At 29.5% G+C, this 12285-nt stretch carries 10 protein-coding genes, 1 tRNA gene and 1 pseudogene; 4 read left to right on the forward strand and 8 right to left on the reverse strand.

Going from position 1 to position 12285, the window contains the following annotated elements; genetic code table 11:
• Window positions 1-102 precede the first annotated feature (102 nt).
• The 3 genes from ACZ5N4_RS22295 to ACZ5N4_RS22305 form a co-directional block, all read right to left on the reverse strand.
• Window positions 103-609: a hypothetical protein gene (locus tag ACZ5N4_RS22295; protein WP_464204685.1), complete on the reverse strand. Its 507-nt coding sequence runs from the start codon at window positions 607-609 to the stop codon at window positions 103-105.
• A gap of 937 nt (window positions 610-1546) precedes the next feature.
• On the reverse strand, window positions 1547-1807 hold the full coding sequence (locus ACZ5N4_RS22300) for a hypothetical protein (RefSeq protein ID WP_464204686.1): 261 nt from the start codon (window positions 1805-1807) through the stop codon (window positions 1547-1549).
• Between the two features lie 138 nt (window positions 1808-1945).
• On the reverse strand, window positions 1946-2149 hold the full coding sequence (locus ACZ5N4_RS22305) for a hypothetical protein (RefSeq protein ID WP_464204687.1): 204 nt from the start codon (window positions 2147-2149) through the stop codon (window positions 1946-1948).
• Window positions 2150-2997: 848 nt separating this feature from the next.
• On the opposite strand from ACZ5N4_RS22305, the gene ACZ5N4_RS22310 reads away from it, so the two are divergent.
• The 4 genes and pseudogenes from ACZ5N4_RS22310 to ACZ5N4_RS22325 all read left to right on the forward strand — a co-directional run.
• The gene (locus ACZ5N4_RS22310) at window positions 2998-4131 is read left to right on the forward strand and encodes an amidase domain-containing protein (protein ID WP_464204688.1); all 1134 of its coding nucleotides are present in this window, start codon (window positions 2998-3000) and stop codon (window positions 4129-4131) included.
• Window positions 4132-4382: 251 nt separating this feature from the next.
• Window positions 4383-4871 carry a DUF4829 domain-containing protein gene (locus tag ACZ5N4_RS22315; protein ID WP_464204689.1) on the forward strand — a complete coding sequence of 163 codons (489 nt, stop codon included), beginning with the start codon at window positions 4383-4385 and terminating at the stop codon, window positions 4869-4871.
• Between the two features lie 672 nt (window positions 4872-5543).
• A complete protein-coding gene (locus tag ACZ5N4_RS22320) occupies window positions 5544-6056 on the forward strand; it encodes a tyrosine-type recombinase/integrase (protein ID WP_464204690.1) in 513 nt (170 codons plus the stop codon).
• A gap of 95 nt (window positions 6057-6151) precedes the next feature.
• Window positions 6152-6613: pseudogene (locus ACZ5N4_RS22325) on the forward strand (site-specific integrase); the annotation flags it as partial.
• A 218-nt stretch (window positions 6614-6831) separates the two neighbouring features.
• Here the strand turns inward: ACZ5N4_RS22325 and ACZ5N4_RS22330 are convergent.
• From ACZ5N4_RS22330 to ACZ5N4_RS22350, 5 genes are all read right to left on the reverse strand, one after another.
• Window positions 6832-6928, reverse strand: a tRNA-Sec gene (locus ACZ5N4_RS22330).
• 134 nt (window positions 6929-7062) lie between these two features.
• The gene (gene selB / locus ACZ5N4_RS22335; RefSeq protein ID WP_464204691.1) at window positions 7063-8970 is read right to left on the reverse strand and encodes a selenocysteine-specific translation elongation factor; all 1908 of its coding nucleotides are present in this window, start codon (window positions 8968-8970) and stop codon (window positions 7063-7065) included.
• Between the two features lie 27 nt (window positions 8971-8997).
• Window positions 8998-10383, reverse strand: a complete 1386-nt coding sequence (selA, locus tag ACZ5N4_RS22340) for an L-seryl-tRNA(Sec) selenium transferase (protein WP_464204692.1) — start codon at window positions 10381-10383, stop codon at window positions 8998-9000.
• Window positions 10384-10402: 19 nt separating this feature from the next.
• Window positions 10403-11437 (reverse strand): selenide, water dikinase SelD, encoded by a 1035-nt coding sequence (gene selD, locus ACZ5N4_RS22345; RefSeq protein ID WP_464204693.1) that lies wholly within the window; start codon window positions 11435-11437, stop codon window positions 10403-10405.
• Between the two features lie 158 nt (window positions 11438-11595).
• The gene (locus tag ACZ5N4_RS22350) at window positions 11596-12195 is read right to left on the reverse strand and encodes a helix-hairpin-helix domain-containing protein (protein WP_464204694.1); all 600 of its coding nucleotides are present in this window, start codon (window positions 12193-12195) and stop codon (window positions 11596-11598) included.
• Between the last annotated feature and the right edge of the window lie 90 nt (window positions 12196-12285).

Genomic DNA, 12285 nt, shown 5'->3' on the forward strand with positions numbered 1-12285 from the left:
TTTTCTAATATAATTATTTCTGCATCTTCCGATAAATTCCTTTATAATTCGTTCGTCTTATTCCCTCTATTTTCGCCATTTATAAGCTGCACTATAAGAGTGTTATATATAATCAAATTGTACTTTAATACATTCCTCTGGAATATCGTACTCCAATAACTTAGGCATTTTATTAAAGTTCTTGTTTATAACAAGCTCTAACATCTGCATATACAAATCCTCATTATTTTTTATTTTTATTTCATACCTATCTTCATCAATTACACTGATTATTTCTATAGTTGATGAAGGTATTTCGTTAAGTAAAAAATACATGTCATATGTTCGTGTTTCTTTATCAATATTATTTATACAGAAAGTATATGGAAAGTCATACCTTATTTTATAATCACTAGCATTAATAAAGAATTCTGCTAGCTCAAGAATTTCCACTGCCTCTTCTTCAGATATCTTCTTATGTTCATGCTCTAGCTTGTTTCTAATAAACCTATATTTTGATATTAGTATTTTGGGTGATAAACCTAATAAATTTATAAATTCAATTTTTCTATTTTCACCATTTATTTGACTATTTGAATCGCTTCTTTTATTAATAAAATCTTGGATCACTTTACATTTATCAAAATTCCTAAAATCATATCCTAACGTGGTTATTAACCAGTCAATTTGACAATCAATTGCTCTTTTAGCGTTTGTAGTTACATTAATAGAATTATGTACAATATCACTAGTTTTTTTTAAGTCTTCTTTTGCATATGCAAGAAAATCTCTTGGTGATATTTCAAATGTACAATCTTTATGTATTCCAAATTGATCAGGTTCTACAAAAAAATTATTCCACTTTATATTATTTTCAATTAGTTTTTTTCCCCATAAAACATACCCTCTTTACTAAATGATTCTATTTCATTAACATTCTATTCTTGTAAAACAATATATTAGTTTATTCTACATTATAATAGATAATCCTCTAATCTAATCACTATTCATTTGTTACCTTATAAATATAACTATTAATAATAAATTCATGATATACTACTAAACTTATAATCACACATTTAAGCCAAATATTGTCGTTGATACATAATTATGCTAAAATATTTATGTACAATTCAATATAGTTGCATGTGGGCGACTGGTATCGCTATCCCTTTAAGAAGGGGGGTGATACATATGTACGAAATGTTTATAGTGGTTTTTGCTGCTCTATCATTTTTGATAGCTTTGATAAATTTAATTGTCGTGCTTATAGATAAAATAAAAAAGTAGCCCACCGGTGCGAATGGTAATGGCTACTTTTTTATAATCTTAGCTTTGCCAGCTGCCTAAGCAACTAGAATTGTATACTACAGGGTGTTGGCGCACCCTGTTTTTATTATGCTCATTTACTAATTCTATTATACCTATTGGTAACGAATATATTCAAACTCAATTAAATTAAATTACGTTCTATATATTCACGATATCGTGAATACTCTTTAATTTTCAACATAATTGATATGTCTCAAAATGTATAGATGACTTTTGAGACATATCAATGCAAATACTATAATGAGTTTTCTAACAACTTAACGATAAGTGTATTACTAATGAATTCATCTTTAAATCCCCCTAATCTTCTCCTATAGGTTTTCTTATACTTTTTATATAGCTCCTTAGCTTCTTCAATATCAGCTATATAGTAAATCTTCTTTACTTCATTATCTCTATTTAATATCAAAGCTTCATTTAATTTAATTCTTATATCCTCTTTATCAAAGCTTGATCCTGTCGCTAATAGCCATGCTTCATTCTTACTTAAAATCATCTTTATTCACACTCCAACTCTAATATTAATTTTTTTATTAAAGAAACCTTATATTCTATCTTTTGAGAGATAGTATTAAATTCTTCAGCTATAAACTTACTGGTTTTTCTTTCAATATATTTTAAAATGACTATTCTTCTATACTGCTTCAGTTAAACTATTTAAGAATGAATCTATTATATTCACTTTTTTAACATAATTTTGCTTTAATTGTTCTAATCTTTTAACATCCTCAATAGAATCAGAGCACTCTTCTATATCTAAATCTATGTTTTTGACTGCAGCCTTAAAAAACTTATACTCACCTATAAAATTTTCTTGATCTGTTCTAAATTTATTCATGCTATAAATTCTTCTTTTTAGCTTAATGGATTTCTCATTTCACAAAACTATAAACCCACTTTCTATAGCATTTCTGCGCTCTTTTTAGGGAGTTTGCAAAGTTCGCATGCCTCTTTTTTAAGGACTCTATTATCTCTACATTACTGTCAATTCCTTTTTAGAGAGTCAAAAAAGTAAAGTTGCTTCATAATATCGGGGAGTACTTTATCGCTTCTACAGAATTCCGTGAAAATGATTTACTGCTATAAACTTTCGCAAATCAAAATGGCCACCCAATATAGCGGATTGTCCGAATTATAAAATAAGAATCGCATAACCATGGGAATCTACCACCTCGGACGGCGACACTTCAAAAAAATTTTTTTATGCCTAGCGGAGTTTTGAGGCTCGCAAGTACCGCAGGTCTGACACTTGCTGACAGTACCTTTTGAGATTATGACCCCATGGCCATTAAAATATGAATAGCTCCTGGATCTTCTATATCTTTACCGAATTAACAATATACTTAAAGTGTTTCATCAATTTACAAAAGATATCAAAGGAATTTGAAAATTTTCAGTGTGTGTATAAACTGAGTACCTCATGCGGTCTTTCTGATCATACTTTTAATGATTTATAGGGGAATATACTATATAATGGCGCAACCAACATTTTCAATAAAACCCACACTAAGGAATTTAGTTCCATAAACCTTTATTATATAGATCACGACTTAAAAATGGCACTTCACGACATTAATCTTACATTTTTTTGTGTTTATGGTATATTTATAAATAACAAGCTTGTTATATTTTGCATATATTTAGCATCATGTTCTAAAAATGAAAATAAAGAAAGGCGTGACGTATATGTACAAACATTTATTAAAAACATTATTATTAGGCTGTACCTTGACTGCTTTGACATTTAGCAATGTCCAAGCTGCTAGTAGTAATGATATTGTAGAAAGGAACATAGATAATACTATTCATTCTTATTTTAACAATCAATTAGAATCAATAAAAAATTTTAAGGCAAGTGACTCTAAGAATTTAATATGTAATGATGACTTGAAAGAATATGAACAAACAAAAAATAATTATTATTCAGAATGGTATAAAGGAATTAACTACAAACTTAATAATTATGATACTCAAATTACATATGATAACTTAAATATTAATAATGATACCGCAAGTGTAATTGCAAAAAATGATTTAACAATGGTGTTTGACAATGCTCCTAATACAAAACAACAACAATTACTAAAATATAAATTTGTTTTAAAAAATATAAATGGTCAATGGAAAATACAAGATGTTGTAGAGTTAAATGATGAGCATAATTCTAATATAGAAAGACTAAGTTTAGCTGCTAATTATGATACTAAAACCAATTATAAAAAATTAAAAGAACAATTTTCAAATGTACAAGCAGATTTAAATGCGAAAAAAAACCAAGACAAAATAGATGAAGAAAAATCTCAAGAATTATTAAACAAATCTAAAAATAATATGAAAAATCTATCTTCATCTTTATATGCAGAAACAAGAGGTGGAATTTCAGCAGCTGCATATGCTCAAGATTGGACTCGTCAAGGACATGATAAAAATCCTAATTTCTACGATTATGAATACGAGGGTGGAGATTGTACAAACTTTGTTTCACAATGTTTAAATTATGGAGGTGTTTCACAAACTGGTTACTGGTGGGGTAATAAAAATGGTGCTAGTGAGTATTGGCGTTGTGTTATCCCTCTTTACAATTGGTTGATGAATGGTGGAGTAGGATTTGAAAGCAATAAGAATATATGCAGCCGTGGAGATGTATTGCAATTTTATAATTCTAATTTAGGTACGTGGTCTCATAGTGCAATAGTAACTACTAAGGATTATACAGGAGTTTATTATTCAGCACATAGCGCCAATGCACATGATGTAAATTTAAATAATGTATATCCTGGCAAGTATTCTAATTGCAGAGTAATTGGAATACGTTACTAAAGTAATAAAAAATAATATAAAAAAATCTATCTAATAAATAAAGGGAATACCTAATATTTAAGATAGGTTTTTTTATTAGAACATAAAAAGCTATCTTAAATAAACAATATTTTAATGGGTATAAATAAAGTTTAATATATAGTATTGGAATCTAAATGAAGAATAGTTATAATTATATATAATATTAGTTTTATTTCAAAAATAAGTAAAAGGTGGAGAATAAAGTGAAATTAAAATTTATATGCATATGTATGAGCTTAAGTTTATTACTTATACTAAGTGGTTGTACTAAAAAAGCTTCAACTGTTAGCACTGATGCTACAAATCAAACAAATTCTAAACAAGTATCTAGCAATACAAATTTATCAGACCCTAAACAAGTAGTAGAAAATTATTATAAATATGAAAATGAAAAAAATAAAGAAGGTATGTTATCAACATTAACAAAAGACTATGGTAAGTCTAATCTTGAATCATTATTTAAAAAATTAGATTACATTAAAGTTACTAATATAAGCGAAGAAACTAATTCTCAAGTTAAAGAAGGTTATTTATCTGCTGGTAAGGGAAAAACTAATGGAGTTAAGGCCGAAAATGTAAAAGTATATAAAGTTTTTTATGATGTGAAATATAAGGAAGGAGCGCAGACAGCTGAGGAAAGTGGAAAAAATCAATGCTGGATGTATGTTATTAGGAAAGATAATAATTCACCTTGGCTTATAGATGATATTGGATATTAATATTATTATAGAATTGTTTGATATAATAGGGGTAGTTGGAGCATCCGTGTCATATACTTCTTAATTATATGAATATAAAAAATAGGTAATATCAAGAAAGAGTATGGTTCAAACTATACTCTTTCTTATAATTTAAAATCTAAAGTATACTTTTATTATAAGCACTTTGCAGTTCACCAATTTTAACATCATTCTGCTGCATCAATTTCAATATAATATCAACTGCCAATTTCTTTTTAAAATTACACTCTTGAGTCTCCCAACCTTTAGCACAGTCTTCATTATATTTTTTAATTAAAAAAGGTATAACATTAAAATAAATATTGATTAATACTTCTTCTAATGGAGCAACTTTCGGCGACTTAGTTCCATTAATGGTTATGTTAATAGTAAAAATACAAAAATACTAGAAATTATTTACGATTTATACAGAAATATATAGGAGACACATGTTACACATAAAAACAATCATTTCTTTAATGTATTAGGTATACCAGAACTCGACGGAAACCCAAATACTTTTGAATATTTTAAAGAAAAACATAATGTACTTTTAGATAGATTATTTGAAGTTCTTCAAAATAAAAAATAAATGATAAATTATTACTGTGATTTGATACTATACTTCAATACTACCAAATCTGAGATATAATCTTAAAGAGGTGATTAACTATGCCTAAATCTAGATCAAAAGCCAATGGTGAAGGTACTATATACAAGTATGAAAAAAACGGAAAAGCCTATTATAGAGGTATGCTTACTATTGGATATGATGAAAATGGAAAACTTATAAGAAAGTCATTTAATGGTTCTAAGAAGCAAGAAGTTGTTAATAAAATGGCTGAATATAAAGCAAAAAGTAATGCAGGACTATTACCTTCTAATGATAAAATTACCCTACAACAATGGTTTTACACATGGCTATTTGATTTTAGAATTAATGATTTAAAGCCTTCTTCTCTTGAACGTTATGAGGGTATATATAGAAATTATATTAAAGATACTCAGATAGGTAAAAAGAAATTAGCTGACTTAAGAGCTGCAGACATTCAAATGTATTATAATAGTTTATTTAAATCTAACAAAACAGCAGATACAATTAAGATGATAAATAAAAACCTTAAAACTTGCCTTAATGAAGCCTTAAAACAAGGTTATGTTGCTAAGAACTATGTGATCTTATAACATTACCTAAAGTAGAGAAAAAAGACGAAATAACAGTGTTTTCAGTTGAGGAACAAAAGGCCCTTATAAACTTTCTCGAAGGTCACAGGCTAAAAATGTTGTTTGTAATGGCTTTAGGAACTGGTATGCGGCAAGGTGAGCTCTTAGGGTTAAAATGGAGTGATATTGATTTTATCAATAATACAGTTTCGATTAGTAAATCAATAAAATTAGTTTATATTGTATCTTAAGATGGTAGTAGAGAAAGTAAAATTATTGAGCAAACACCAAAGACCAAGAATAGTATAAGGACTATTCCTGTCCCCTCTAAAGTTATTGATGAATTAAAGCAATATAAAGAATTTATAAATACTGAAAAAGCTAAAAATAAGGACCTATACCAGGATAACGATGTAGTATTTGCTACAGAACTTGGAGATTATCTTGATAGCAGATATTTAACCAAGCGATATAAAAGTATATTAAAAAAAGCCAATATTCTTTATAAAAAGTTTCATTCACTAAGGCATACATATTGTACCAGATTATTTGAGGCTGGTATTCCAATAAAAACAGTTCAAACCTTAATGGGTCATGGTGATATAAAAACCACTATGAATATATACACTCATGTCATGCCAGATGAAAAAATAAAAGCTGTTGAAAAAATAAATAATCTCTTTTAAATTTTACTGCACAACTACTGCACGATTTTTAGTGGATTTTCGTAAAACATTAAAACCTCTAAACTATGTAACACATTGATATTACTAGCTTAGAGGTTATCTTTTTATATTGGCGGGAATATGTGGGAATCGAACCCACCCGTCGTGGTCTTAGCACGGCAGAACGGTTTTGAAGACCGGCAGGCACACCAGCACCTATCTACTCCCAAATCTAATTACATAAAGTATTATAATTTATAAAAATTATTATGTCAACATTTTTCAGCATTATATAACATCACATTATGTAATTAATTGTATTACTTTTAATAATACCACAATAAGTATGGGAAAATATGATTTTAATAAAGTACTCTCTTGTCTTCTAATCTCTTAGTTAACTTTATGCTGTCAAAGTGTTCTATAAGTGACATAGCATATTTTCTACTTGTATCTAGTTCGTCTCTTAGTTGTGCTAAAGTTATACTTCCGTTATCTGTTATAAATCTTATGATTAAGTCCTTTACTTTATTATAATCTTCCAAAAGGAAAAAACAATCTTCAGATACCTTAATCAAAGCACCTTCATCCATTATAGATTGAAAAACCATTTTAAAGTTTTTACTGTCATTTTGTGCAGACTCAAGTTCATTGTATTTTGGTGGTGAAAATTTAGCGGCTTTAAATGCTTTTATAATATTTTCTCTTATCAACTTTTGATCTTTAGTATAATTTATTGTAAAATCAGGTAATGAAATAAAGCTGCCATGCATGTTTATAATCTGAGAATTTATAAGCATTTCGATCATCTGATCATAAATTTTCTGTTTTATTGCTTTTCCAAATATCTTATTTTTTATTTCTTCTTTCGATATTCCCCACTTAAGCGGATTTTCTTTGTGATATTTACTTAATATATTCTCTAGTTCTGCTACTTTTCCACTAATAAATTCACTGTGAAGATATATTGCTTTATTACCATTATCAAATTTTACTATCTTTTTATCATTAATTAACTGTTCTAGATTATTCTCAATGTTTTCTTCATTTTTTCCTAAAGCTTTTAATATATCTACAGCCCTCGGATATCCTTCACTTAAATTTTTAATATTATTTTCTAATATGCTTTCTGTTTTTCCACTTTCTTTTATCTTTAGCTCTTCTATATATTCTTTGTTAAATCTTTTGGCTTTTTTGGCAAGAGGTTCAATAATAGAGCCTCCACCTATAGTATCCATAGGAGAATAGCTTCTAATTACATATCTATCATTTCTCTGAGCAGTTAGAGGATTTTCTAATCTTAATTGCACATATGCTTCTTCTCCAGGTTCTACTTGCTCTTTATCTAGTATTACTACTCTACATATAATCTCGCTAGTTCCATGATAAAGTCTTACTCTCTGCCTATTTTCTAAAGGCCTTGATGCACTCTTTAGATAATATAACTTGCAATCAACCATTAGAGATGGTTCCATTAAGTCCTCAACAGATATGACATCTCCTCTTTTAACGTCACTAACCTTTACGTTTGCTATGTTTATTGCGCATCTTTGACCTGCTTCCGCAATTTTGGCAGACTGATCATGTATTTGAATTCCTCTTACTTTAGATACAACCTTTGCCGGATAAACTTCTATAGTTTGACCTTCCTTAATAGAACCGCTTATTACAGTTCCTGTTACTACTGTACCAAAGCCGCTTACAGAAAAAACTCTGTCTACAGGAAGTCTAAAATGTCCCTGTGTATCTTTAGCTTCTACTTCCTCTGTAAATTCATCTATATTTCTTATCAATGCTTCTAAACCAGCCCCAGTTTTAGAAGATACTGAATGCATAGGAGCATCCTCGAGAAATGTTCCCTTAAATTCATTTTTGATGTCTTCTTTTATCATCGACAGCCACTCTTCATCAACTAAATCTGCCTTAGTAAGAACAACTATGCCTTTCTTAACATTTAATAATTGAAGAATTTCAAAATGCTCTCTTGTTTGAGGCATTATTCCCTCATCTGCTGCTATTACTAATAAAACTATGTCAATGCTGCTTATACCAGCTAACATATTCTTTATAAACTTTTCATGTCCAGGTACATCTATGATTCCTGCTCTTTTTCCTGAAGGTAGATCAAAGAATGTGAATCCAAGATTTATAGATATTCCTCTTTCTCTTTCTTCTCTCAAAGTGTCTGTTTCTCTGCCAGTCAAAGCCTTAATAAGAGTAGTCTTTCCATGATCTATATGTCCAGCTGTGCCAACTATAATATGCTTCATAATTTACCACCCGCTCTCCCTATCCTTTTAATCTAGTGCATCAAAAGCATCAACGATTGTGTCAAAATCCTTATCAAAAATAGTTCTTAAGTCTAAAACTACCTCATTATTTGATACTCTAATTATTATAGGTGTCTTATTTTCTCTCAGCTTTCTTTCTAATTCCTGTGGAGAAAACTTATCACTTTTAACTTTTATCACATAAGTCTCGATTCTCTCCGCTGGCATCGATCCCCCACCTACCATGGAATAATCCTCTTCTAAAGCAAATTTAAAATTATTTGCTCTATTTTGAAGTCTTCTCTTGAGTCTTTGTGCTCTCTTCTTATGTTCCTCTTTAGAACTTAGTATCATATATAGTGTAGGTATGTTTTTTACTGCTTCTGTCTCATCTAAATAATATTTAAGAGTTCCTTCCAGTGCTGCAAGCGTCATTTTATCTATCCTTAGCGCTCTCGTAAGCTGATTTTTTTTCATTTTATCTATGTACTTCTTCTTACCTACAATTATTCCTGCTTGTGGTCCTCCAAGCATTTTATCTCCACTAAAAGTTACTACATCAGCTCCTTTTTTAATACTTTCTTGTACAGTTGGTTCATAGGTAAATCCGTATTTAGAAAAGTCTACTAGCGTACCACTTCCTATGTCCTCAATTACCGGTATATCCCTTTTATTCCCAATTTCAACCAATTCTTCTACAGATACATCTTCTGTAAATCCAAGAATTTTAAAGTTAGATGTATGTACCTTTAATAAAACACCTGTATTTTCATTTATATTATTTTCATAATCATATAAATGAGTTCTATTTGTTGTTCCAACTTCTACAAGCTTTGCTCCACTAAAAGTCATAACATCAGGTACTCTAAAAGAACCTCCTATTTCAACTAACTGGCCACGAGAAACAATTGCTTCTTTATCCTTGCATAAAGTATTTAACGCCAGCATAACTGCTGCTGCATTATTGTTTACAACTACCGCTGCCTCCGCACCAGTTACTTTTTTAATAAGTTCCTCTACATGACTGTATCTTGAGCCTCTTTGACCTTTCTTCAAATCATATTCAAGGTTATTGAAATTGTCAGCTACATTAATAACGTTTTCTAAAGCCTTTTTAGCGAGTAGTGATCTTCCTAAGTTTGTATGTATAACTACACCTGCTGCATTTATAACTTTTTTGAAATTTGAACCTTTTTTATCACTTAAAAGCTCTAAAAAACTTTTTAGAATATCTTCCTTTGAATATTCCTTTATATCACCCTTTAATATAAGATCTCTGTAGCTATCTATAGTTTCTCTTAAAGACTCAACAACGATAGTCCTCATTGTAGAGCTTAATTCATTAATTACGATTTCTTCTTTTAAGAGTTCATCTATTTTAGGTAGATTTCTCAATAATTGATTTTTTTCCACTTTCTCCCCACCTTTTAAGCTATTCTATTATTATGTAATTTTCACCTTGCTGCGGTATCACTTCTCCTATAACTGCCGATGGTATTTCTAATTGTGAAAGTTCCTTCATCATTTTATTACTTTCTTTTTTTGAACAGGTTATCAAAAGCCCTCCTGATGTCTGAGGATCAAACAATATATCCTTCATCCACTCTGGAGTATCATTAAATTCAAATTTACCTTCTATATATCTTCTATTGTTGTAAGAACCTGCTGGCACAAGACCCATCTCTGCATATTCTTTTGCCTCTTTAATATACGGTATTTTATCTTTATATAATTTTAATGTAACTCCTGAAGCTGATGCCATTTCATATCCATGCCCCATTAGTCCAAAACCAGTTACATCTGTACATGCCGAAACATTATAATTTACTATTATTTCTCCTGCATATTTATTTAATGTAGACATAACTTTTACTGCCATATCATATGCTTCTTTAGATGCTATTTCTCCTTTTATAGCAGTATTTATTATTCCAGTACCTAATGGTTTAGTTATAATAACATCCTCTCCAACTTTTGAACCAAAGTTTTTCAAAATTTTATCTGGATGAACCATTCCCATTACAGATAACCCATACTTTGGTTCGTCATCTTCTACTGTATGACCACCAATAACTACTGCACCTGCTTCAATTACTTTATCTGCTCCACCTCTTAATATTTCACCTAAAATATCTATGGATAAACAATTAGGAAAACACACTATATTTAAAGCTACTGTAGGTTTACCACCCATTGCATAAACATCACTTATAGAATTTGCTGCAGCTATTTGACCAAAAGTATAAGGATCATCTACTACTGGCGTAAAGAAATCTAATGTTTGTATAACAGCCATTTCGTCATTTAATTTATAAACTGCAGCATCATCAGAAGTTTCTATTCCAACTATCAAGTTTTTATCTTCCATCTTAGGTAATTTACCTAGTATTTTTGATAGGGTCTCCGGCCCTATTTTAGCCGCTCATCCTGATGTTTTCGTTAACTCTGTAAGCCTTTTCTCTGTCATATTGACACCTCCCGTCAAAATTTTTCAAGTTTTACTTTATTATATAATACTTTACTTATTTTTTAAACAATTTACCCATATTGTTTTATTAGAAATGTAATTACATATACAAAAAGTAAGAAATTCAAAGAATCGCTTACTAAATTTTATTTTAGATATTACCTAACGTCAATTTTGTCTTTTATTTTATCCAACGTTTTTTCTCCCATTCTGTCAATTTTCTTTAAATCTTCAACGGTTGAAAAACTACCATTTTTCTCTCTATAATCAATAATTTTTTGTGCTGTAACATCTCCTATGCCTGGAATGGTTTTTAATTGCTCCTTTGAAGCAGAATTTATATTTATTTTACCGCCTTGCGTCGAACTAGTCCCTGCTGATGATTGTGTAGAATTACTAACAGCATTAGCTTGACCTTCAACTTTTTTATCTACATATATGTAGTCCTCATCTCTTAATTTTTTTGCTAAATTTAGTTTAAACTTATCCGCACTCTCGGTAAATCCTCCTGACATCTTTACTAATTCCTCTATTCTACTATCATTTTTTATTTTGTAAACTCCAGGATTCTTTACTTCTCCATTTATGTATACTGTTATTTCTTTATTATCTTTACTTTCTATAGAAGTTGTTTCATTAAATACTTCTTTACTATTAAATTCTTTAGACGGTTTTGATATATAATATCCAACACCTAAAAATATGGCGAATATAATTAGTATAATAACTGAACCAATAATTTTTTTCTTATTTCGCATTTTACCCTCCTACACGTGATATTTTACTTATATATTTAGATTATTGACAGGTTTATAAAAATTCTGTCGCATAAGCCGTTCTTTTTTGAT

It is taken from the genome of Clostridium nitrophenolicum (assembly GCF_055391695.1).

Coding starts and splice junctions, on each gene's coding strand:
- ACZ5N4_RS22310 (WP_464204688.1), top strand. CDS start 2,998: ATGTACAAACATTTATTAAAAACATTATTATTAGGCTGTACCTTGACT.
- ACZ5N4_RS22320 (WP_464204690.1), top strand. CDS start 5,544: ATGCCTAAATCTAGATCAAAAGCCAATGGTGAAGGTACTATATACAAG.
- ACZ5N4_RS22300 (WP_464204686.1), bottom strand. CDS start 1,807: ATGATTTTAAGTAAGAATGAAGCATGGCTATTAGCGACAGGATCAAGC.
- selB (WP_464204691.1), bottom strand. CDS start 8,970: ATGAAGCATATTATAGTTGGCACAGCTGGACATATAGATCATGGAAAG.
- ACZ5N4_RS22315 (WP_464204689.1), top strand. CDS start 4,383: ATGAGCTTAAGTTTATTACTTATACTAAGTGGTTGTACTAAAAAAGCT.
- ACZ5N4_RS22305 (WP_464204687.1), bottom strand. CDS start 2,149: ATGAATAAATTTAGAACAGATCAAGAAAATTTTATAGGTGAGTATAAG.
- ACZ5N4_RS22350 (WP_464204694.1), bottom strand. CDS start 12,195: ATGCGAAATAAGAAAAAAATTATTGGTTCAGTTATTATACTAATTATA.